Below are 24614 nucleotides of genomic sequence, written 5' to 3'. Positions count from 1 at the left end.
TCTTCCCATGATCAACGTGACCAATCGTACCAATATTAACATGCGGTTTTGTTCGTTCAAACTTGCTCTTCGCCATTTGAGCTCTCCATTTTCCGTCCAAACCAAGGACTAAGTTAAAAATTAATTACCAACCTGAAATTACGCGTATTTCTTTTGAATCTCCAAAGCAACAGCCGAAGGTACAGGCTCGTAATGATCAAACTGCATTGTATACTGCGCACGCCCCTGACTCATAGAGCGAAGAGTATTCACATAACCAAACATATTTGCTAAAGGAACCATTGCATTCACAACCGTTGCAATGCCGCGCGCTTCAGTTCCTGAAATCTGTCCCCGACGAGAATTGAGATCACCAATAACATCACCAACATAATCATCTGGTGTAACAACTTCCACCTTCATGATCGGTTCAAGAAGCTGTGCACCAGCCTTCTTTGCCCCATCACGAAAAGCCGCACGAGCAGCAATCTCAAAAGCCAAAACCGAAGAATCAACATCGTGATAGCCACCATCAATGAGAGTCGCTTTTACACCAAGCATAGGAAAGCCCGCAAGAGGACCTGACCCCATAACACTCTCAATCCCTTTTTGGACACCAGGAATATATTCTTTAGGAACAGCACCACCAACAATCTTTGACTCAAAAATAAAATCATCACCATCATGAGGCTCAAAAACAATTTTCACACGAGCAAATTGACCGGCACCACCCGATTGTTTCTTATGCGTATAATCAATTTCCGCCATTTTAGTAATTGACTCACGATAAGCAACTTGAGGCTGCCCAACATTTGCTTCAACTTTAAACTCACGCCGCATACGGTCGACAATAATATCAAGATGAAGTTCACCCATTCCAGCTATAATAGTTTGACCTGATTCTTCATCCGATTTAACACGAAACGAGGGATCTTCCGCCGCTAAACGATTAAGAGCAATCCCCATTTTTTCTTGATCTGCTTTTGTTTTCGGTTCAATTGCAATCTCAATAACGGGTTCAGGAAATTCCATCCGCTCCAAAATAACAGGCTTCAAAGGATCGCAAAGAGTATCACCCGTTGTCGTCTCCTTAAGCCCTGCAAGAGCAACAATATCACCAGCAAATGCCTCTTCAATATCCTCACGAGAATTTGAATGCATTTGAAGCATACGCCCCAAACGTTCCTTCTTCTTCTTCACAGTATTCTCAAGAGAAATACCCTTCTGAACTTTACCAGAATAAATACGACAGAACGTCAACGAACCAACAAAAGGATCATTCATAATTTTAAAAGCAAGCATAGATAACGGAGCATCATCAGAAGATTCGCGTGTCGTCTCAGCCTCAGTCTTTACATCAATACCCTTAATCGCCGGGATATCAATTGGAGAAGGAAGATAGGAAACAACAGCATCCAAAAGTGGCTGCACCCCCTTGTTTTTAAAAGCCGTACCACAAAGAACCGGATGAAATTGAACCTCTACTGTCCCCCGACGAATGAGAGAAACAAGTTGCTCATTGGTTGGCATAACACCTTCCAAATAAGCCTCTGTCGCAGCTTCATCAACCTCCACGGCCATCTCAATCAATTTCTCGCGATATTCTTCAGCTTTCTCCTTTAAATCAGAGGGAATTTCACTTATTACCGCCGAGGCACCAATAGAACCATCCCACTTTAAAGCCTTCATTTCTACAAGATCAACAACACCTTCAAAGTCATTTTCAGCACCAATCGGCAACTGCAAAACAAGCGCTTTAGCACCCAACCGAGAGCCAACCATCTCCACACTACGATAGAAATCAGCTCCTATTTTGTCCATTTTATTAACAAAAACCATACGAGGTACACGATATTTTTCAGCTTGCCGCCAAACAGTTTCCGTCTGAGGCTCCACACCAGCATTTGCATCCAACAAGGCTATTGCACCATCAAGAACACGCAAAGAGCGCTCAACTTCAATCGTAAAATCAACGTGCCCTGGCGTATCAATAATATTAAAGCGACGCTTCCGACCGTCCTGCCCTTCCCAAAATGTCGTTGTCGCAGCAGACGTAATCGTAATACCACGCTCCTGCTCCTGCTCCATCCAATCCATTGTAGAAGCACCATCATGGGTCTCGCCAATTTTATGATTCTTACCGGTATAGAACAGAATACGTTCAGTCATCGTAGTCTTACCAGCATCAATATGCGCCATAATACCAAAATTACGATAATCTTCAATTTTATATTCGCGAGCCATTATATTTGCCTTAGTTTAAAACTTCTACCAGCGATAGTGAGAAAAAGCACGATTAGCTTCAGCCATACGATGAACATCTTCACGCTTTTTCACGGCAGAACCACGATTATTAGCCGCATCCATCAATTCACCAGATAAACGCTCAACCATCGTCGTTTCATTTCGACCACGTGCCGCCGCAATCAACCAACGAATAGCAAGAGCCTGACGACGATCAGGACGAACATCAATCGGAACTTGATAAGTAGCACCACCAACACGGCGTGAACGAACCTCAATATGAGGAGCAACATTCTCTAAAGCTCGATGAAATAGAGCCACAGGATCTGTTTTTACTCTTTTTTCTACAGAATCAAGCGCACCATAAACAATACGCTCTGCAACTGATTTTTTACCATCAAACATAATGGCATTCATAAATTTCATAATAACCAAATCACCAAATTTTGGATCTGGATTAATCTCACGCTTTTCTGCTCTATGACGACGGGACATTGGCTTTGTCTCTCAATATTATTTTGGACGCTTTGCGCCATACTTCGAACGACGCTGTTTACGATTCTTGACACCCTGTGTATCAAGCAAACCACGAATAATGTGATAACGAACTCCTGGCAAATCTTTCACACGACCACCACGAATCATTACAACAGAGTGCTCTTGAAGATTATGTCCCTCTCCAGGAATATAACCAATCACCTCAAATCCATTCGTCAAGCGAATTTTAGCAACCTTACGAAGAGCAGAATTAGGTTTCTTCGGTGTTGTTGTATAAACACGCGTACAAACACCACGCTTCTGCGGATTCGACTGCAGAGCAGGAACCTTATTACGTTTAACTGGCGCCACACGCGGCTTTCGAATCAACTGGTTTACGGTAGGCATGCAACCTTCCTCTTTTCGATCTACATTCGTCTTACCCAATCGGGCTTTTCTATCTTAATTTCCATCCACCCCAACAAAATCGGAACAGATATCTAAGTCTACACACAAAATCGGGCACACCTGCACAAAACAGTTCACCCAACCATAAGCAGAGAAGGCAATAGCCTTTTGCACTAGCATTTGCTTTTAATCTTCTTAACACCTGTGAATAATTTTCCGGCTCATATCCAAAACACCTGATTACATCCACATCGGTTATGTTCATTCCTAATAGCGAGAACACGTACATTCGTCAAGAACTAAACAGCAGAAAGTTTTTTAAAAATGAAAATAAATTAAATTTTAAAGCTTTAAATTTGCTTTTACCGCTACTCTTGATAAATTAATTTACCATAGTAATATCCCCTATAAACAAAAAAGATGTGACTGTAGTAAAACATAAATGCAGTAAATTGAATTGCATATTTGATATCTAATGATGAGCACCATGAAAATAGCAACGTGGAATATTGCTGGAATAAAAGCGCGACATGAAACATTATGTCAATGGCTGCAGCAAAGCCAACCGGACATAGTCTGTTTACAGGAAATTAAAAGTATTGATGAAAATTTTCCACGCGATACAATTGAAAATTTAGGTTACCATATAGAAACACACGGACAAAAAAGTTTTAATGGCGTTGCGATTCTCTCTAAAAAAACACCAGATGAAGTGATCCGTCGATTACCAGGCAATGATAATGATAAACAAACACGTTACATTGAAGCTGTTTATTCAACAAACAAAGGTGTTGTTCGTGTTGCATCTCTCTATTTGCCAAATGGGAATCCTATTGAGAGTGAAAAATATTCCTATAAGATAGAATGGATGGAAAGATTATATACACATGCAAAATCATTACTTGCGTATGAAGAACCTCTTATTCTAGCAGGTGATTATAATGTCATCCCCACTCCATTAGATGCAAAAAAACCTCAAGAATGGTATCAAGATGCCTTATTTCTTCGAGAAACAAGAAAAGTATTCCAATGTATTCTTCATTTAGGTTTTTATGATGCTATCCGGAATGTCACCGATACTCCCTCCTTCAGTTTTTGGGATTTTCAGGCGGGTGCTTGGCCTAAAAATAATGGGATTCGCATTGATCATTTATTATTATCACCAGAAGCTGTTGATCAATTAATTTGCGCTCATAGTCAAACAGAAGTAAGGGGATATCAAAAACCATCCGACCACGTTCCTGTTTGGATTCACCTTAATATCAATTAAGAAAGTACAATCCTCATTTCATGAGACAACAAAAAAATTCCACTCAAAAATAATAACTATGCTACAGCATATAAACAGTATATTTTAAGTACATAAAATAAAAAATAAATGAATGGAGGACATAAATGAAGAAATCATTGTTAATGCTTATTGCAGCAACGGCCATTGGATTTACAAGTGTCGCACATGCTGAACATGATACTCTTGAAAAAATAAAACGAACAGGGGAAATTACTTTAGGTGTCCGTGAATCGTCTGGTTTAGCCTACGCCCTTGGTAATAATAAATATGTAGGTTTTCATACAGAAATGGCAGAACGGATCATTGATGATATCTCAAAAAAAATTGGTAAACCAATTAAAATTCATTATCTTCCCATCACTTCTCAAAATAGAATTCCTCTCTTAAAAAATAAAACCTATGATTTTGAGTGCGGCTCAACAACAAATGATATTGCTCGCAGTAAAGAAGCAGCATTTGCTTATACGACATACATTGAAGAGGTTCGGATTGCTGTAAAGAAAAACTCTAACATTAAATCTCTTGAGGATTTAAAGGGAAAAACAGTTGCAACGACCACCGGTACAACATCTGTTCAACTTATTCGTAAAAATAAACGTGCAAAAAACATTCAGTTTAAGGTTTTAAAGGGGAAAGATCACGGAGATAGCTTTTTATTATTAGAATCTGGTAAGGCAGATGCTTTTGTCATGGACGCTTCAATTCTTGCTGGACATATTGCTAAATCAAAGAATCCATCTGATTATGTCATTCTTGATACTGTACTTTCAGTCGAACCTATTGCCTGTATGCTCAGATTACATGACAAAAAATTTGAACAAACAATCAACGATAGTATCGTACGTCAGATTAAAGATGAATCACTGGAAAAGCTTTATAATAAGTGGTTTATGAAACCGATCCCACCTGCTAACACTGTTATGAACCTTCCCTTATCAAAACAAACAAGATATGCTTGGGATCACCCAAATAATAAGCCTCGAGAAAGCTACGCAGAAAAAGATTTATAGAATCTAATAAAGAAGAACCACACTCTTTTGAAATTGAGTGTGGTTTATATTTTAATTCACTTTTTAATAAATTTGGCCTATGTAGATATGCTTGGTTTATTGCCCTATTTGTGGATGACTAATTTGAGGGAATATCAATTAATGGACTTTTCTTTCCTTTGTAGAGATGACCTTACTCAAACATTGGTAACAGGATGCTTGGGGACTCCCGGCGTGAGCCATACCTATTTAGATACACTTCTCGATGGCTTTAAAAATACGGTGATATTGTCTATCACTTCACTTATATTAGCTGTATTGTGTGGTGTTATTATAGGAACAATGCGCACTTTACCCAAAACATCCATAATCAATTATATATTTCGCACTATCGGTACTATTTGGGTAGAGATTATGCGTAATATTCCCCTCCTTGTACAAGTGTTTTTGTGGTATTTTGTTGTTCCGAAGATTTATCCACCAGCGATGAAATTTTCCCCCATTCTCTTAATAACATGCGCATTGGGATTCTTTACATCTGCACGCATTGCTGAACAGGTTCGTTCAGGCATTGAAGCGATTCCTTCTGGACAACGCTATGCTGCTATGGCAATGGGGTTTACAACTTATCAAAGTTATCGCTATATTATTCTACCACGTGCTATACGTGCAATTATGCCACCTCTTACTTCAGAAGCAATGGGGATTGTGAAAAATTCGTCTATAGCATTCGCCGTTTCAATAAATGAGCTCATGCAATTTCAATACCAAGCAATTGAAGAGGTAAGCCATGTTTACGAAAATTATTTACTTGTTACGGCTCTTTATATTCTAATAGCCTTATTTGTATTCATTGTGATGACAGTCATTGAACAAATACTCAAAATTCCTAATTTTCAAACAAAGGGAAATTGAATATGATGAATTTCATAAGCTCTCAGTTTGGATTTTATTCTCCTTTCAATTTTTCCGACTTTGATTTTTCCTTTTTTACCTTTGATGTATTTCGTTCTTACATTTTATCAGGTTTACTCTTTAGCGTTTTTCTAACTCTTTTTGCAACGGTGTTGGGATTTGTTTTCGGTACGCTTTTAGCAATGATGCGCCTTTCTTCCATAAAACTTCTTTCTTGGTTTGCAATCAGTTACATAACAGCTATGCGTTCAATACCCCTTGTGATGGTTATCTTATGGTTTTTCGTGCTTCTGCCTTTTTTAACCGGTATATCCATCGGTGCAAATAAATCAGCACTCATTACCTTTACCGCATTTGAAACGGCTTATTTTGCTGAGATTATGCGTGCTGGAATCAATTCAGTTCCGCAAGGACAAAAATATGCAGGACAAGCTCTTGGAATGACATATTGGCAAAGTATGTACATTGTCATTCTTCCTCAAGCCTTTAGAGATATGCTTCCAGTCTTTTTAACACAAGTTATTATCCTTTTTCAGGATACAACCCTTGTTTATGCCATCAGTGGTCATAGCCTTTTGAATGGTTTTGATATTGCTGCTAATAATTTTGGTGTAAAGCAAGAAGCTTATATCTTAGCAGCTATTTTCTATTTTGTTATCTGTTTTACACTGTCACAAATAGTTTTGTATTTACAAAAAAAAGTATCCATTATTCGCTAACAGGAAAAAAAATGTCTACTCATATGATCGAAATAAAAAATGTTTCTAATTGGTATGGCGAAATTAAAGTCCTTAAAAACTGTACAACCAATATTAATAAAGGAGAAGTCGTTGTCGTTTGTGGTCCATCAGGCTCAGGAAAGTCAACACTCATTAAAACTATTAACGCTCTCGTCCCTTTTCAAAAAGGTGAAATTTGGATTAATGGAATACCTGTTCATTCAAAAAAAACGAATCTGCCTAAATTGCGAAGTCAGGTAGGAATGGTGTTTCAACACTTCGAGCTTTTCCCTCATTTATCTGTCACAGAAAATTTGACAATTGCACAAATCAAAGTCCTAAAACGAAGCAAAAAAGAAGCACTTGAACGTGGATTGTTATATCTTGAACGCGTTGGACTCATTGAACACAAAGATAAATATCCTGGTCAACTTTCTGGAGGGCAACAACAACGTGTTGCTATTGCACGTGCCTTAACCATGGATCCACTTGTCATGCTTTTTGATGAACCAACATCTGCTCTAGATCCTGAAATGGTAGGTGAAGTACTCGATGTCATGATTAGCTTAGCAGAAGAAGGTATGACGATGATTTGTGTAACCCATGAAATGGGATTTGCACAAAAAGTCTCGGAGCGTGTTATTTTCATAGATCAAGGAACAATTCTTGAAGACTGTTCATCTAAAGAGTTCTTTTCTGATCCGCAAGCAAGAAAACCGAGAACGCAAGAATTTTTGTCTAAGATCCTAAGTCATTAGCCGTTAGATTATCAAAAAAAGCTATCTTTATTATGAACTTGTATACAAGAAAATAGAGTTTAATATAATATGAGAGAGTGTAAAAATATTACAATAAGATGTTTAAAAACTGTTATTCTTTAAAATCTCAGCAACCAGTCAAATTGCTGTACGTCTCTCAGATTCATTACAAAGAGCAAAAGCCTCTTCTTGCAAAGGGTGAATCAAATTTTTGTCTTTTACATTAGCTTTTTTATAGGCAGCAGTTAAAATTGCTGCCCCACGGACAATTTTTCCTTCTTTAAGCAGTATATTTCCAAGCATTGTTTGAACAGAAGGATTTCCTTTTTTTTGCTGAGAGTTTAAACCATCGTGGCTTGTAAAGGATTTTTCTCCCTTCCCTCTCCCTTTAAAAATATTTTTCCTAAATGATACTGAGCTTTAGGATTTCCATAGTTTACCGCAGACTGCATATAAAGACAAACAGTATAAGAAGGATCAGGTTTCATAGGTGATTGAGGAATACCTTTTTTATATATCCTGCAAGTTTAACCAATGCATCAGAAACATAACTTTCATCTTCTGAACCAAGATCTGTACCTTTTTCAAAGATATATGCAAAAAAATGATATGTCTTGTAATCATCTTTAGGAACACCATCACCCTTTGCATAGATGTAGCCAAGTTTCCAATTCGCACCGATATGGCCCCTCTTAGCAGCACAACGGAGTGCTGGAATAGCCTGATTTATATGCCCATTTCTATACGTTAAAAAAAATAAAACGAACCACCATTCGCTTCTTGCAAGCTATTGACATCTATTACACAAACAGTCGAAAAGAATCCCCCTAAAATCACAACAATCGTGACTTTTTTCCATATCTGAAACCTATTAACCATTCCCCCCCTACCTCAATTTTAATGATTATATCTGTTACAAATTTCTTTGTAGATATTTAAACTCTTTTTCTTAGTAAGAAGCATACGCAATTTTAAAGTAAAAATTTTAAAAGAAAAAACAAATAGATAAAAACCATCCAAAATGTTCGATAAAATTAAGTATCAATTTTTATATATAACAAATTGATTTTTAAATATAAATCATCATTCTATATTTTGTAACACACCCTTTAACATTCTAGGATTTATTGATCTTAAAATTTTATACGTATGAGCAAAAATCGTTCAATAGAATAACGTGCATTAAACCGCAACTTGAGAACGAAGAGAATACATGATGAATGGCAAGCGTTTAAGTATAAAAAACAATACGAAAGATGGATAAATATAATGATGATAGTTAACTTATAACTTCACAACTGCCTTACCACCTTAAAGATGAAGTTTTTTGTCTCTGCCAATCTATAAACAATACAGCTTTTTGTTTAACAGATTGCACCTGACATCATTTCACATGGGGTTAGTTCATACTTTACACACAAGTTCTACCTTAGAATACTCACCACTACATACAAAAAAATACCACATGTGTAATTTTACATACCTTATATTGCTACTCTAAATGATGATATTTTATAATAATAAAGCAAGAAATTGATTTATAATGATAATTTACCTTTTTGCACTTTGAATGAGTCCCTCAAATATCGTAAGATTCTCTCATTCCAAACCTGTTCCATGTTAAATCACTCAAAACCATCCGCTTGCACATTACAAGTAGAGAGAGCTATGTGGATAAAAACTCTGTGTAAGAAAGAACTAAAAATGCCTCTTACGAACGGTCTGAGCCAAGAGCTGTCCTGATTGGACAGAATGATACCGGCGCTTGCTATTTCACAAGCATAAAGAAGGGAAGCTCTATGGATTTACTGTTATAGCATTCATGATCTACATCATGGAATAGGCTTAGATGCCTTAAAAGATATCTCTTTAATGATAAACATAAAACTATGGATTTCAGTAGAGATTTTATGATCGTTCATGAAAAACTAACAAAAGAAAAGTTTCCTTTAAAGAAGATCTATACCAGCCCTACTGGTATGAAATTATCTATCAAAAAAATAAAAAGCTGAAATCAATCTAACCGCTCTAAAGCAACAAATATTTTTTTCTGCGCTGCACGCAGTTCTAAAACCCTGTTCCGCTCACGCTCAACAATTTCTGCTTTTGCATTTGCTATAAATTGGGGGTTGTTTAACTTAAGCGATATTTTTTCAATATCTTGTTCAATTTTACTAACATCCTTCCTCAAACGAACACGTTCAGCTTCCAAATCAATCAACTGTCCTAAGGGTAAACAAAAAACAGCCTCTCCCAAAATCATTTGTGCTGATACTTCCGGAACTTTATCAGAGAAATCAATAACTTCAATACGCGCTAATTTTTTAAGAAGTGCATCATAACGCTTCACACGCTCTCGCGTTACTTCCCCTCCTTCAACAACAACAAGAGGTGCTTGCGTAGCCACTGGAATATTCATTTCAAAACGTACAGCCCGAATCCCCGTGATGACATCAATAAGCCAATTAATATCATCAGCAGCTTCTTCATCTATCAATGTTTCCTCTGGCCATTTTGTCAATGCGAGCATATCCTCACGCTTGATGGCTTGCGTTTCTGTAAGAGACCACAACTCTTCCGTCATATATGGCATAAAAGGATGAAGAAGTTTATAAACTTCATCTAAAACCCAAGCAGTACAAGCTTGAGCCTCATTTTTAGCATCTTCATTTTCCCCCTGAAAAATAGGTTTGAGAAGTTCCAAATACCAATCACAGAGTGTATTCCAAATGAAACGATAAAGTGTAGCGGCAGACTCATTAAATTTATAGTGTTCAATACCAATTGTCACTGCTGAAATCGTTTTAGAGAGTTCCGTTAAAATCCAACGATTAAGCGCCAGTTTTGCTTGTTCTGGTTTAAAAGCTGGATCATGCTTCACACCATTCATCTGTGCAAATCGGGTAGCATTCCACAATTTCGTAGCAAAATTACGATAACCAGCAATACGGGAAACATCAAGTTTTACATCACGACCTTGTGCTGCCATAATAGCCAAAGTAAAACGAAGTGCATCAGCGCTATACTGATCAACAAGCTCTAAGGGATCGATAATATTTCCCTTAGATTTTGACATCTTTGCACCCTTTTGATCCCGTACCAGAGCATGCACATAAACCGTTGGGAAAGGAACATCACCCATAAAGTGAAGTCCCATCATCATCATACGAGCAACCCAGAAAAAAATAATATCAAACCCTGTCACGCATAAAGATGTTGGATAAAAAGTAGACAACTCAGTCGTTTTATTGGGCCATCCTAATGTTGAAAAAGGCCAAAGAGCTGATGAAAACCAAGTATCTAAAACATCCGGATCACGGATTAATTCAACCACCTCACCATAATGAGCAACAGCTGAATCTAAAGCCTCTTCTTCACTTTTTTCAACAAAAACTGTTCCATCAGGTCCATACCAAGCAGGAATCTGATGTCCCCACCATAATTGGCGAGAAATGCACCAAGGTTGAATATTCTGCATCCAATTGAAGTAGGTCTTTTTCCAGTTATCGGGAACGAACTGCGTTTTTCCTTGTTGAACAGCCTCTATCGCTGGCTTTGCTAATTCAGCAGCATGAACATACCATTGATCTGTCAAAAAAGGCTCAATAGGAACACCACTGCGATCTCCATGAGGAACCATATGGGGATGATCATCAACAGAAGCCAAATATCCCTGTTCTTTCATCAAAGCAACAATCTTCTGGCGCGCAACAAAACGATCAGATTTATCGAGACTTTCTACTAACATTTCTAATTCATCTGATAATATCAAACCATCAAAAAATGCTTCATTCTCACGGAGAAAAATCTCAGCTTTTGGGGTAAAAATATTGATCAAGCTTAAATGATTACGCAGCCCCACTTCAAAGTCATTAAAATCATGGGCTGGTGTGATTTTTACAGCACCACTTCCAGCCTCAGGATCAGCATGCATATCACCAACAATTAATAACCGACGACCAACAAGCGGCAAAAGAGCATTTTTACCGATAAGATTTTTATAACGCTCATCTTCAGGATTAACAGCAATTCCTGTATCACCAAGCATTGTTTCTGGTCGTGTTGTCGCCACTGTTATAAAAGTTGTCGCATCATTTGGATCAAAAACTTTACCTTCAAGTGGATATCTAAAGTGCCACAAATGTCCTTGAACTTCTTTTTGCTCAACTTCAAGATCTGAAATAGCTGTCAACAATTTAGGATCCCAATTGACGAGGCGCTTATCCCTATATATCAACCCTTGCTTATAAAGCGTGACAAAAACTTCACGAACCGCCTGCGACAACCCCTCATCCATTGTAAACCGCTCACGCGACCAATCACATGAAATCCCAAGACGGCGCAACTGGTTTGCAATAATGCCTCCAGTTTCATAACGCCATTTCCAAATACGCTCAATAAACTTTTCTCTTCCCATTTCTTGACGCGTTGGTTCTTGGCGTTCTGCAAGTTGGCGCTCTACAACCATTTGTGTAGCAATCCCAGCATGATCCATACCAGGCTGCCACAACACATTCCTGCCACGCATCCGCTGAAATCTAACCATTATATCTTGAATTGTCGTATTGAGTGCGTGCCCCATATGAAGTGAGCCGGTAACATTCGGGGGTGGAAGCATAACGCAAAAAGTTTCTGCACCACTTTTAGAACCCACTCCTGCTTTAAAAGCCCCACGAGTCTCCCATCTCTTTGCAACCCGTTGCTCTATAGAGGCAGCATCATAGTTTTTTTCTAACATTCTATCCATCCATAACGCCGCTGAACAACACAATATATGATCAAAACCTGATCAAAATTTCGTGAATCTCAGCCATTCACTAGAGAGCTCGCACAATCGCAAACAAAATCCCCATAAAATGAAAAACATAAAAATAATGTAAAAATAATTAAGACGATTTCTTAATCGCCTTCACAATCTCTTCACGCAAAATATCTTCCAGCAAAACAGGCAATTTAGACTGTAACCATTCAGCTATAGCCGGACGCAATACATCCTTTGCAATCTTTTCTGCAGAAGAAATACAATATGCAGACAATTCCACATGACCATCCCTTCCAGCGTCTGACTGTGATTTTCTTATCTCATCTTCATATTCTTTTGCTTTATAAACAGAATTCCGTTCTTCAGAAGAAAGCTTCATCTTTTGCATATCCATACCAACTGTATTATTTTCTGCCTCTATATCCTCTTTCTCTTGCGTTATCTTCCCTCCTTGATTTTCAGAAGAAAGACCAATACGATCAGCTAAAGCTTTCATAGCATCATCAACCGATAAGGTTGTATCATAAATACCCTCGGATGCCACTTCTGAAGCATTCAGTGCAACATCTTCATTTAAAAAGTGATCAGATTGAACCGCATTTTCTTCGATTATTTCACGAATAGATGTTAAAATTTCATCCATACTTGGCTCACGTAACACGCTTGAACTCTGTACCATACTTTACAACCTCTCAAAGACGCAACAACAAATAGAATCATATTTTCAGTGTATGCAAAAGAATTATAAGATCAACATGCCTCCTATGATATTTTCAAATATGCTTGTCATAAAGAGGGCGCTACACACAGTTTTCTACACTTATAAAAATAATATCTCGCCGCAATATCTTTCAACATATTCAACTGTTGACTTACTAATCTTTTAAAAACTAAAATAATTTAATAAGATTCAAAGAGATACTTTTATGTATTATCGGATATATTGAATTGTTTTTAAACCTAAATAACTTGCAGTCAACTTACCAATAGAAGATTGAACACTATAGCTCGCCACAACAGCATTACGCTCTGCCATTGCAAGCGCAATTTGAGCATTAATCAATTGAGTACGAGAATTTAAAACATCCAATGTCGTTGCTTGCCCTACGCGATTTTCTTGAACACGACCTTTCAGAGCAATTTCAGCAGCACGAACACTTTCACGATAAGCAACAACAGATGAGCGTGCGCCCTCCAACTGAAACCAAGCAGAAGTAAGTGCTTGTCGGGTATTGCTATGCGCCAAATCGAGTTGAAGCTGCGCCTGTCCAAGCTGTTCCCTTGATTGGCGAATTTGCGCAGACGTACGCCCTCCTTCAAAAATTGGGACACTCACTGACAACCCTATTGATTTAGAAACGCCATCCTCTCCAGGACCACTATAAATTCGATTATAAGACGCTGTCGCAGAAAAATCGACCTTAGGGAGCAATGCACCTTCTTTTGCCTTTACATTGTAAACACTCGCATCGACTAAATATTTAGCATAAAGGATTGCTGGATGCATAGAAACGCTCATCTGGTAAGCCATATCAAGGTTGGCAGGAAAATCTCTGGCTACGGGAGGGCTTTTTAACTTTTCAGGATCAGAACCAATAACTTGTCGATACACTGCCTCGGCTGCTTTTACATCAGCACGAGCAAGACTCAGCTCTGAAACTGCCACGGAACGTGCTGCTTGAGCTTGAGCAAGATCAACACGCCCTCCCTCACCCACATCAAATTTTGCTTTATCGGAACGAACTTGCTCTTCAAGAGCTGCCAAATTTTCTCTCCGAAGATCGGCAATACGACGTGCCTGATAGACATTAGCATAAGCCGTTACAGTTTCCAGAAAAGTATTTTGTTCAGCATTACGAAGATACTCACGTTGAGCCTGCAACTTAACTTGCGCTGAAGAAAAGATATTTTGCGTGATAAACCCGTCAAATAATCTTTGATTTAATCTCACACCTATAGATCCAGAAGTGACATAAGGACCTGTAAAAGACTTATTGCGCCCATAGTTCCCAACCCCCTCAACTTGTGGCAATAACCCCGATCGCGCAATGACAACATCATCACTGGATATACGCACAGCTGCACGTTCACTATTCAACTTAGCATTGTGTTTATAAGCCTTAGAAAAGGCATCCATCAATGTTTCAGCACAAACAGTCTCTGATAAAAAAATACTCAACACCAACAACAAACATGCCTGAAACTTCTTGTTTATTTTTAACACAATACACACAACAACATACCCCAAATAAATTACGAAATTATCTTTTATTCACCGAACAAACAAGCTCTAAAATACAAAACCAGGTGTTTTTAAAAAACAAGGAAGAGGCTTTACAGCAAGATTAAAAGCACGACGAGCCGAGATGATCCCATCTTCTTTTATATAGATTTGTGCAATAGCAGCATTTCCATGCCCTTCAACCACAACAAGACGTCCACAGTCTTTCATTTGATCAAAGATACCTTGAGGAATAAAATCAACAGATCCCTCAATGAAAATCACATCATAAGGTCCCTCAACGGCATATCCTTGCTCTAAAGGACCATGAACGACAACCACATTATCACATTGATTACGTTCTAAAGCGTCAAGAGCACGTTCAAAGAGAGATTGATCACTTTCCAGCGCAATCACAGACCCTGCAAGTTTTGCAAGCAACGCTGCACAATAACCACTATTTGCACCAATATCTAAAACAACATCTGATGATTTTACAGCGGCAAGCTGTAGTAATTTTGCTAGAGACGCAGGTTTCATCAAATAGCGTGCAGGAACCCCATCTTGCACTGGACATAGAACAATATCGGTATCAAGATAACTTAACATTTTCATATCTTCCGATACAAAATCTTCACGAAATACCGTTAAAAAGGCTTCAAGAACTGATAAATCCGTTACATCGACTGTACGAATTTGATTGTCAACCATTTTGCGACGAAGCTCAGCAAAATCTGCAACCATAACGAATATTTTCTCCTAACCTACAAAAAACAAACAAAACAGCGACAATAAGGAACGAAGATCTCTTAAACTATAGGTGTTACAAAAAAGGACGCCACAGTCAACAATTAGATTTTAACTATATAATCTCTCACATAAAAGTGTCTTCACAAGAATAGAGGGAAATAATCTATTTTCCTATACCTCATCTCCCCTAAAAGCCGTTTCGTTTAAAATCGGCTGGAGGCCTCGCCCGGAATCGAACCGGGATACAAGGATTTGCAGTCCTCTGCGTAACCATTCCGCCACGAGGCCTCGTCAACAAACATAAAGGTTTCCATAAGGGAAGGCAACGCATCCGTCAAGGTGTAGAAATCTTCTCACACCTTTTTTCCTCTTATTACACAATTTATCATATTTTTTTAAAAAAAGTAATTTTATCCTTTGCAAATCAGTATTGCTTTGCTATAGCCTTTTCAATTAAATAATTGGGCACCGTTCCCCGGTAGCTCAGCGGTAGAGCAACCGGCTGTTAACCGGTTGGTCGCTGGTTCGAATCCGGCCCGGGGAGCCACTTTTCTTTTATTCCACGTAGTTTATTGTTTTTTCTCAAGCTTTTAGACATGAGGGATTCGTTAATAAAAGTGAGGGAATAGGATTTTTGCAATAAATATAGAAACGCAATATCATACGGGATGTGTTTTTTTGCAATGAACGCAAAAAGCAATTGATTCATTTTAGAATAGCACAAATAAGATTACTTTTTTCAAACCACCGCGCTTCTATAAGAGGGCACTGCAATTATTTGCATATTATAAATTACGATTTCTTTCATCAAAGATGAATTATTAAGCTCCATCAGCAATGAAACTGTATCATATTTTTTTCCAAAGAAAGAATGATTTATACTCAATAAAGAAATTAAACTTAAAAACCTGCTCATGAAGCAATCATTTTGAAAAATGGAAGAATCAATAATCAAGGTCATATATTATCTCCATACACCCCACATAATCTCCTCCCCATCCTAAAAGCAAAAAATATAAAACAAATCTGTAAACACTCCGACGTCTTATCTAACAGGTTATTCCTCCTGCTAACCACTTCAACGCTTTACAAACAACCTTGCCTTGTTCACCACACTGTCATAAAACATTTAATACATAAAGTCTTATAGGCTTTATATCTCCCAAATACTTTATATCCCCCCCAAATAATAGTGTTTTACAGTAAAAACCAAGATAACAAGCTAAATTGTTAAGAATCCTGAGAAAGCCTTCAGAAATCATGACATTCTCGCTATTGTATTATGCAGTCACATGCTTTTTTAAAGAGATATCTCTTAAATTCCCCAAGACTCTTTCACAATGACACCCCCGTAAATGGTATAAAATGAAATCGATTGATCAGCCCCATCTTTATTTATAATAAAAGTCATACCATCGTACTATTTTTCAACTCTCAATCTCAGCAATCCCCCATTGCCTTTGAAAGAGTTTATAAAAATTATTTTATTTATTTTTCAAATGTTTATTTATATGACAACTTCACACATAACGTGCAAGCGAATACTTTTGATTGATCCGCATAAATAACTTAAAAATGAAAAAAAATACGATATAATGAATTATTAAATATATAAAACAATGAGTTATTATTAGACATCAATTTTTAAAATTAAAAGTTATCATTAAAGATAAAACACATCCTTTATAAAAATAATTTTTATATAAATAAAATCTACTTTTATTCCCATTTTTAAAAATGGGAATAAAGCAAATAAATAATTGCCTCTACAATAATGATTTTTAAATAAATCCAAACGGTTAGAAGTTTTCATTTCTAAAAAATGAAAAACTCTGAAGAATCTTCTTACTTTTAACTCTTTTCAATTGAGAATAAATCAACAAAAGTAAAAAATCTCCTATACATGATCTTTTTTCAAGACTTTATCTAAGCAGCCTTCTTAACTGATTTCCGAAAACGAAAAGTCTTTGCACGCTTTACTACCGCTTTTGCTTTTTGCTGCCTCTCATTTTGAGGTGAAGAATTCTTCCGCTGCAACTGTGCAGCATCATCTTTTCGACCTAAAAACTGTTTTTGACGTTTAGATTTTTTAAAACGGCGTTCCTTATCGTTTTCTTTATTTTCTCGTACAATTGGCTTTTCTGGAAACGCTGCAAATTGTTCTGGAACAGCCTCAGCCACCAATTTCATACGAATCAAGCGCTCTATAGCACGCAAGCGGGACCTTTCTATCTTCTCATCAAAAAGCGTAAGTGCTACACCAGATGCACCATTACGTCCTGTACGACCAATACGATGTACATAACTTTCAGCTTCATCTGGTAAGTCGTAATTAATAACGTGACTTATCCCTGGTATATCAATACCGCGTGCAGCAATATCTGTTGCCACTAGGATCTGCACAGATCTTTCACGAAAAGCTTTTAAAGCAGACTGGCGAGCACCTTGTGATTTATTTCCATGAATTGTTGCGACTAAATATCCTACCTTTTCTAAACTACGCGTGACAGCATCTGCCCCATGTTTCGTTCGAGTAAAAACAATAACCGAATCAAAAGCTGGATTTGTCAAAAGTTTACTTAAAACATTCTTTTTTTCATTCGTAGGAACACAATATAATTTTTGGCAAATCTCTACAGCCGTAGTACCTTGAGGAACAACTTCAATTTTAACCGGATCATTGAGTAAACATTTTGCAAGCACAGCAATTTCCCTCGGCATTGTTGCAGAAAAGAGTGCTGTCTGACGCTCTTGATGCAAAAGCTTTGCAATTTGCTTAACATCATGAATAAACCCCATATCCAACATACGATCTGCTTCATCCAAAATCAAAAAACGAGATTGGGAAAGATCAACACACTTTTCACGAACAAGATCTCTCAAACGCCCTGGAGTCGCTATCAAAACATCCACACCTGCTTCCATACGTTTAATTTGTTTTAAACGTGATACGCCCCCAAAAATAAGACATGTTGAAAGATGTGCTCCTTTCGCCGCAGTGCGAATCGTTTCATCAATCTGAACAGCAAGTTCACGCGTTGGAGCTAAAATCAAAGCGCGTGCAGTTTTAGAGCATCGTTTATCACCTAAAGCCAAAATCTGACTTAAAATAGGCAAACTAAATGCCAAGGTTTTTCCAGAACCTGTCTGAGCAACACCTAAAATATCGTGTCCTTTCAACATCACTGGAATAGCTTGTTCTTGTATAGGTTTAGGTTTACTCATCCCAGCAATGAGTAAATTTTTAATCAAAAGAGTAGGCAAACCTAACTTTGTAAAAACATTTTCTTCTTTTATAGGCAAAATAAAATCTTTCCTTAGCTGAAGAACTCAAAATGAAGTAACCATCTGAACTCTCCACTCAAGAATCCGCGCAAGAGAAATCCCTGACATTTTAAATGAAGCAACGCCTAAAAAGCGGCTTGCGCAACTCATGAACACCTTGAAATCAAGATAAAGGCGTATAAACTTCACTTTACAAAAAGCCAACAAACCAGCCTAAATGCCTTCACCTCTATTATCTTTGGATTATGATAAAAAAGCAAGAACTTTACGAAATACATTTATCATGAATAAAAACAATATTTAGATCGTTTACTTTTTGATGATTGTGTCCATCGGTAAATGTACCTTGATAAAATCAGGATAAATCTCGAGAAAAACTGGATTTTGTAAAGTTTTTTGACCGCCATAAATTAAATACCATTGGTTTTTATCAAAAATCGCCAAAGTTTTATATTGAATGATGCGATCTTTCATCTCAAGAACTGTTGGAATTAAAGCATACAAAGTACCGTTATCAGTTTGTAAATACTCTATATTTTCTTTATCTAAATAATAAGCACCAGAAGGCAACCCCTCAAACTTCTTATGCAACTGTTGAAGAAAATCACTACGTAAAGCACTCTCTGTTGTATTCAATCGATGTGCCATCTCTTTATAAAGCCGCTCAGGCATATAACGAGAAATAGGCATAAAATCCCCATTTTTTATAGCATTATTGACATCAACAACGACTCTTGAAAGTTCATCTTTTTGTACTATTGTTGGCTGAGATGCTAAACTCTGTTGATTAACAATCAAAAAGAAAAATAGACTCAGCACCGAATAAAAAATAGGTTTCATCGTTATACTTCTTGTTTTAGTAAAATTTCAGTTTTTCAAATAACAAAATCAAATAAAGTTTGATCATCAGTAATATCACGGTAACGCCAACCTAACGTTTGAAATTTTTCCTCTAAAAGACAAAAATTACCGTATTTTTTTGTTTCAATCGCAACCAATACAGAACCAAAGTTTCTCGCTGATTTTTTAAGATATTCAAAACGTACGATATCATCATCTGGCGATAATGTGGAAAGAAAATGACGCAATGCACCAGGATGTTGCGGAAAACTAAAAATAAAATATTTTCTCAACCCTTGGAAACGTAAAGAACGCTCTTTAATTTCTGGCAAACGCTCAAAATCAAAATTACCTCCTGAAATAACGAGAAGAATTTTTTTCCCTTTTAACTCTTGAGGAGGAATACTGTTAAGCGCATCAATCGATAAAGCACCAGCCGGTTCAAGAACCACACCTTCAACATTAAGCATTTCAACCATGGTAGAACAAACGCGATTTTCAGGAACCGTAATGACAGAATCAGGGGGAAATTGCTTTAGAATTGTATAGTTTAGTGCACCAATTTCAGCCACAGCAGCACCATCTACAAAAGTATCAATGCTTTCAAGCTTGACGCGTTTTCCACTCTCCAAACAAGCAAGTAAACTTGCTGCTCTTTGCGGCTCAACAAAACGAAGCTTTGTTTTCCAACCATATTCATGTAGAAACTTGCTCACTCCACTTGCCAAACCACCCCCACCTACCGGCACAATCATCAAATCTGGCTCACTTTCTCCATTGAGTTTTTTCCATTGTAAAGCAGCCTCACAAAGCACTGTTGCCTGCCCCGTAATAATGCGAATATCATCGAAAGGTGGAGCCATTACACCACCGCTCTCTACGACAAAGGATTGTGCAGCTTCATAACATTGATCAAATGTTTCACCAACCAAACGAATATCAATGAATTCTTTACCAAAAATACGTGTTTTTTCAATTTTTTGTTGTGGCGTTGTCATAGGCATGAAAATCACGCCTTTACGTTTAAAATAACGACAAACAAAAGAAACCCCTTGCGCGTGATTCCCCGCTGAAGCACAAACAAATGCAGAATCTGGTGATATACAGCTAAGCATTTCTGAAACAAAATTGAAAGCACCACGAATCTTATAAGACCGCACCGGTGTTAAATCTTCACGCTTTAAATAAATTTCTGCATCATACTTTTGGCTAAGAAAATCATTTCTTTGAAGTGGTGTTTCAGCAAACACGTGATGCAATCCCACCATAGCTTTTGTGACGTCTTGAATAAATTGACTCATAACACTAATCATTTCATACTTTATTTACATTATAAAAGCTTTTTCTATCGATAAAGGAAACTATTGTCAGTCAAAATTTCACTAAAAAATGAAAAATGTTTCTTTTGTCATTAATTCTTGATTCAATAAAAGATATAGCTTATGAGAGAACTCACATCGCGGACGTGATGAAAACGGTAAACATAGCAGACTTAAAATCTGCCGGTCGAAGACCTTGCGGGTTCAAGTCCCGCCGTCCGCACCAAATTATCTTAATCTCTCTTATTTTCCAATGAGTTATTAAAAATCAAAAAAAATTAAAGCACCTTCTACACCACCTTTCGTAACTTTATTATAACGCTATTAGACAGCACCGCGATGATGCTAAAATACGAATCATTGCTGCTTTTTGAGGTACCTTTTTAGCACTTTGACCTCCTCCTCATCTTTATAGGATGGAGAGGCAATTAGTATTGCTAATTTGGGATTGGCTTATACTCTTCATGACTCTTGTAAAACGACGCAAAAGCTCAGAAAAGAGATAGATGCAAAAGACAAAATAATAGATAAAGAAGCTAAAATAATACGTGCACAAAAAGATGTGATTCAAAAACAAGAAGAGTTAATTCGAAAATCAACTGCTTCTAAAATTATTTTTCCTCGAATGGCAATTAAAAATTTAGCCCAAAAGTAGTTTCAAGTACTTTCTCACAAACATTTTTTCAAGACAGGCAATCACAACACGCTCTATCATAGCGCACATATAAATACACAACAGCCTTAATGGGGGAAGATGATCATCAAATACACAAATCATTCTCTACCTTGATCTAGGTACCAAGACAGGCTGAGCGATTTCTCGTGTAGACAGCAGTATAACAAGTGGCACTTGTCAATTTTGAATCTTGTCGTTTTAAAGGCGATGGTATGCGCTATTTGCGTTTTCAGCAATGACTTACAAAAATGAAGATAACAACAGATAAAGGCAACTCTTCACAAGAAAAGATGATTAAAACGGTGTTGTGCAAAAGGGTAAAACCCAAAAGATGACACCGAAGCAAATGCTTTAGCAATTTTATATTTAGTTAAAGAAGGGAATGCGCATGTCTAATGCAATGCCATGGATAAGATTCCATTTGAATGACTGGATCAATGAGATAGATGGAATGACGTTGGAGCAAAGGTGAGTTTATATAACGCTTTTCATTCGCATGTATGACAAAAAGCACCAATTAAAGAAGACTTTGAAACGCTTGTACGCACTGAAATTGCTCGCAAAAAAGTTTGCAACTCTTGTCGAACACTTAATAAGAAATGATAAACTTATTGAGAAAGATAATGGTTTGTCGAATACGCGCGTTGAAGAAGAGCTAAAAGATTTTACTGATAAAAAAAGTGCACATATCGCAAATTCATAGTGAGGCTGGAAAAAAGTGCACAATAAAAAACGCTATAAAAAACATTGTAATGATCTTGCTGAAGTAAACGCTAAGTAAAATCAAGCTATAAAGAACCAGAATAAGAATATATATATAATATACTAAAACCATCATTTTAGTAAAAAAACTGGTTCTGAAAATTTAGAAACAAACGAACAAGTTGACGAACCAACAAAGATTGCTGCTGTTGAGACCACATCAGAGCAAATCGAAACGGGTATAGAAAACCAACCTTCCATTCACGAGCAAAAAAACATTCCGAAAAAAGCTAAACGGGTTAGAAATGACAGTGACTGTCGTATCCCTGATAATTTTGCAATCGATGAGGAATTGCCTCCAGAGCGTGTCAAAGTCGAAATGACAAAATTTCGAGATTATTGGAAAGCAACATGACGCAATTGGGTGTGAAAAGCTATCAAGGATTTAGAGAACGGAAAAAACTATGGAAATCACTCTCAAAGGCAAAAAAGTGTAGATGAACGCATCTCAGACAGCATCCTTGATATCAGGCCTCGAGGTCACTTTGAAACACATTCACGAGATGATAGCTCCGCAGTTTCCTTTAGTTTTGAAAAATGGCAAGCATTGACACAACAGAAGGAAGCAATTGCCTTAGAAGCATGTGATCAATTTCACGAATTGTTTTAAATAAAAGCGAACAAAGAGGACATAGCCAAGGAAATTCGGATGCTTTCGTGTGGTTTAAAATTTCGCAACAGGCCGATCATGAAGGTATAGCGCTTACCTATGGAGAATGATTTTGGAAAGTGTTTCTACGTAGTCACTGATAAAAATGGTTAAACGGATTTTATGCGATGAGGTAGAAGATTTATCAGATACGTTTTTTCCAAGCACTCGTGAGTTAGTAAGATTATGCCGTGATTTGGAAAATAGTCTTTTGGCAAAAGCCAATCTTGTACACAAGGCTGTTTTGAACACCCATGAAAAAAAGCTGAAAAAAGGCAATGAGAGAGAATTCAAGACCACTCACGTTGGTTGAAAAGCAAGTGAAAAACATTTCAGGTTAGCAAACTAGAGAAAATTGCTGATCGTTTTGTGATTGGATGTGCATTTAAATCGACAAAATGGCACCGTACAGAGTGATTTAAAGATTTTATGATAAAAAACCTATCATATAAAACGCTCTGTACGGTCAAATTTGAGGCAAATAGACAAATTTGTAAAATTAGGATTAAAGCATGTTCATTTTAAAACATCTACTCTTAAAAAACCGTAAACAAGCCCATGCGAAAGAGGTTTGTTGCAACGGCAGTGGGTATGCCCCATGGGGGATTGGACAGAGGAGTATTTTTACAACCTCTACGAATATGGAGACCGCACAAGAGGATGTGAAAAGTTTGATGGTGGTCAGTATTACAAAACACCTAAGAATGCGGATTTTAGTACCAAAGCGCAAGTAAAAGCATGGTTTACGGAGGTGATATTCCGAAAAGCATTCTCAATTACGAACCTCTTATAGACTAGATCAACAGAGAGATAAAAAATATTGACTTTAATTCAGAGTATATTGCGTATTGCTCTAAATGCGCTTCTTAAACATTTACACAAAAGCATAAGAAGCTATTGAATCATGAGCTTTATGTTATATTTTTATATAATATTAGAGAGGGCGTTTTATGCACAACAAAATTACGTAAAGTTGGAGGATCCGTTATGCTCTCTATACCTCCTGCATTGTTTGATGTTCTTCATCTTACTGAAAATATGCACGTGGGTTTGGCTATTGATAATGGACAAATCGCAAAATTACACTCTTGAAGAATTGTTAGCCCAATGTAATCCTTCGGACGATTTTGCGGATAAAGATGTAGAGTGGTTTGATGCAAAGCCTGTTGACAGAGAGCTCTTGTAATGAAGCGGGGTGAAATTTGGTTTGTATCGCTTGACCCAACCTCTGTCTATGAGAAAACTGATTATGTCATTTGCTAGAACAGCAGGCTTTGCTGTTTCATTGGTGGGAACAGGGCTGCATACAACAGGTGTGATACGCTGCGACCAGCCGCGTGCTTTAGATATAGTAACGCGTAATGGGCGAAGTCTTAGCAAAGTTATCAACATTTCTTACTTGAATTTTTTCTACAACTTTTAATGTTTAAAAACACCAACTTTAGGTAAAAAGTAAAAAAGCATAAGATCATGATTTTTTCTGTTGACAAGCAGCTAATCAATTTTTCACAGAATAAAAATCAATATTTGACTAATGATGTCATTAATTATGACTCAAAAGGAGCCATAA

General features: G+C 37.2%; 18 protein-coding genes, 3 tRNA genes and 3 pseudogenes. 11 read left to right on the top strand and 13 right to left on the bottom strand.

Annotated features, from left to right (window positions below; all coding sequences use genetic code 11):
- The 4 genes and pseudogenes from ACFIML_RS07935 to rpsL form a co-directional block, all read right to left on the bottom strand.
- Positions 1-76, bottom strand: a pseudogene (locus ACFIML_RS07935) (elongation factor Tu); the annotation flags it as partial.
- 62 nt (positions 77-138) lie between these two features.
- Complete coding sequence (gene fusA, locus ACFIML_RS07930) at positions 139-2223, bottom strand: elongation factor G (protein WP_375607436.1); 2085 nt, start codon at positions 2221-2223, stop codon at positions 139-141.
- A gap of 24 nt (positions 2224-2247) precedes the next feature.
- Positions 2248-2718, bottom strand: coding sequence for a 30S ribosomal protein S7 (gene rpsG, locus ACFIML_RS07925; protein ID WP_273791452.1), 471 nt, complete (start codon positions 2716-2718; stop codon positions 2248-2250).
- A gap of 18 nt (positions 2719-2736) precedes the next feature.
- The gene (gene rpsL / locus ACFIML_RS07920; RefSeq protein ID WP_005773262.1) at positions 2737-3108 is read right to left on the bottom strand and encodes a 30S ribosomal protein S12; all 372 of its coding nucleotides are present in this window, start codon (positions 3106-3108) and stop codon (positions 2737-2739) included.
- 487 nt (positions 3109-3595) lie between these two features.
- Between rpsL and xth the strand changes: the two genes are divergently transcribed.
- The 5 genes from xth to ACFIML_RS07895 all read left to right on the top strand — a co-directional run bounded on the left by xth (position 3596) and on the right by ACFIML_RS07895 (position 7780).
- The gene (gene xth / locus ACFIML_RS07915; RefSeq protein ID WP_375614760.1) at positions 3596-4378 is read left to right on the top strand and encodes an exodeoxyribonuclease III; all 783 of its coding nucleotides are present in this window, start codon (positions 3596-3598) and stop codon (positions 4376-4378) included.
- 125 nt (positions 4379-4503) lie between these two features.
- The gene (locus ACFIML_RS07910) at positions 4504-5409 is read left to right on the top strand and encodes a transporter substrate-binding domain-containing protein (RefSeq protein WP_375607438.1); all 906 of its coding nucleotides are present in this window, start codon (positions 4504-4506) and stop codon (positions 5407-5409) included.
- A 141-nt stretch (positions 5410-5550) separates the two neighbouring features.
- On the top strand, positions 5551-6303 hold the full coding sequence (locus ACFIML_RS07905; RefSeq protein ID WP_375607439.1) for an amino acid ABC transporter permease: 753 nt from the start codon (positions 5551-5553) through the stop codon (positions 6301-6303).
- Between the two features lie 2 nt (positions 6304-6305).
- Positions 6306-7022: an amino acid ABC transporter permease gene (locus ACFIML_RS07900; protein WP_375607440.1), complete on the top strand. Its 717-nt coding sequence runs from the start codon at positions 6306-6308 to the stop codon at positions 7020-7022.
- 11 nt (positions 7023-7033) lie between these two features.
- Complete coding sequence (locus ACFIML_RS07895) at positions 7034-7780, top strand: amino acid ABC transporter ATP-binding protein (protein WP_273791447.1); 747 nt, start codon at positions 7034-7036, stop codon at positions 7778-7780.
- Positions 7781-7918: 138 nt separating this feature from the next.
- Here ACFIML_RS07895 and ACFIML_RS07890 read toward each other — a convergent pair.
- From ACFIML_RS07890 to ACFIML_RS07865, 6 genes and pseudogenes are all read right to left on the bottom strand, one after another.
- Positions 7919-8659 (bottom strand): annotated as a pseudogene (locus ACFIML_RS07890) (tetratricopeptide repeat protein).
- Between the two features lie 1135 nt (positions 8660-9794).
- On the bottom strand, positions 9795-12518 hold the full coding sequence (locus ACFIML_RS07885) for a valine--tRNA ligase (RefSeq protein WP_375687824.1): 2724 nt from the start codon (positions 12516-12518) through the stop codon (positions 9795-9797).
- A gap of 148 nt (positions 12519-12666) precedes the next feature.
- Positions 12667-13221 carry a DUF2497 domain-containing protein gene (locus ACFIML_RS07880; protein WP_375607442.1) on the bottom strand — a complete coding sequence of 185 codons (555 nt, stop codon included), beginning with the start codon at positions 13219-13221 and terminating at the stop codon, positions 12667-12669.
- Positions 13222-13473: 252 nt separating this feature from the next.
- On the bottom strand, positions 13474-14724 hold the full coding sequence (locus tag ACFIML_RS07875; RefSeq protein WP_375608745.1) for a TolC family outer membrane protein: 1251 nt from the start codon (positions 14722-14724) through the stop codon (positions 13474-13476).
- 108 nt (positions 14725-14832) lie between these two features.
- A complete protein-coding gene (locus ACFIML_RS07870; RefSeq protein WP_375607444.1) occupies positions 14833-15507 on the bottom strand; it encodes a protein-L-isoaspartate O-methyltransferase in 675 nt (224 codons plus the stop codon).
- 220 nt (positions 15508-15727) lie between these two features.
- Positions 15728-15801, bottom strand: a tRNA-Cys gene (locus ACFIML_RS07865).
- Between the two features lie 184 nt (positions 15802-15985).
- On the opposite strand from ACFIML_RS07865, the gene ACFIML_RS07860 reads away from it, so the two are divergent.
- Positions 15986-16060, top strand: a tRNA-Asn gene (locus tag ACFIML_RS07860).
- Positions 16061-17439: 1379 nt separating this feature from the next.
- Here ACFIML_RS07860 and ACFIML_RS07855 read toward each other — a convergent pair.
- The 3 genes from ACFIML_RS07855 to ilvA all read right to left on the bottom strand — a co-directional run bounded on the left by ACFIML_RS07855 (position 17440) and on the right by ilvA (position 20951).
- Entirely contained in the window at positions 17440-18816 is a 1377-nt protein-coding gene (locus tag ACFIML_RS07855) for a DEAD/DEAH box helicase (protein ID WP_375687821.1), read from the bottom strand.
- Positions 18817-19107: 291 nt separating this feature from the next.
- On the bottom strand, positions 19108-19638 hold the full coding sequence (locus ACFIML_RS07850) for a hypothetical protein (protein WP_375607472.1): 531 nt from the start codon (positions 19636-19638) through the stop codon (positions 19108-19110).
- 35 nt (positions 19639-19673) lie between these two features.
- The gene (gene ilvA / locus ACFIML_RS07845) at positions 19674-20951 is read right to left on the bottom strand and encodes a threonine ammonia-lyase IlvA (protein WP_375608747.1); all 1278 of its coding nucleotides are present in this window, start codon (positions 20949-20951) and stop codon (positions 19674-19676) included.
- Positions 20952-21097: 146 nt separating this feature from the next.
- Between ilvA and ACFIML_RS07840 the strand changes: the two genes are divergently transcribed.
- The 5 genes and pseudogenes from ACFIML_RS07840 (at position 21098) to ACFIML_RS07820 (ending at position 24467) form a co-directional block, all read left to right on the top strand.
- Positions 21098-21183: transfer RNA gene (locus ACFIML_RS07840), tRNA-Leu, on the top strand.
- A 222-nt stretch (positions 21184-21405) separates the two neighbouring features.
- Positions 21406-21612 (top strand): hypothetical protein, encoded by a 207-nt coding sequence (locus ACFIML_RS07835; protein WP_375615098.1) that lies wholly within the window; start codon positions 21406-21408, stop codon positions 21610-21612.
- Positions 21613-23150: 1538 nt separating this feature from the next.
- Complete coding sequence (locus tag ACFIML_RS07830; RefSeq protein WP_375615096.1) at positions 23151-23357, top strand: hypothetical protein; 207 nt, start codon at positions 23151-23153, stop codon at positions 23355-23357.
- 199 nt (positions 23358-23556) lie between these two features.
- Positions 23557-23842: pseudogene (locus ACFIML_RS07825) on the top strand (hypothetical protein).
- 451 nt (positions 23843-24293) lie between these two features.
- Positions 24294-24467, top strand: coding sequence for a hypothetical protein (locus ACFIML_RS07820; RefSeq protein ID WP_375687819.1), 174 nt, complete (start codon positions 24294-24296; stop codon positions 24465-24467).
- Positions 24468-24614 lie beyond the last annotated feature (147 nt).

The organism is Bartonella sp. AC62GZZY, from assembly GCF_042196525.1.
GTDB lineage: Bacteria > Pseudomonadota > Alphaproteobacteria > Rhizobiales > Rhizobiaceae > Bartonella.
The sequence above is the reverse complement of the archived record's forward strand: the minus strand, read 5'-3'. Positions and strand labels throughout refer to the sequence as shown.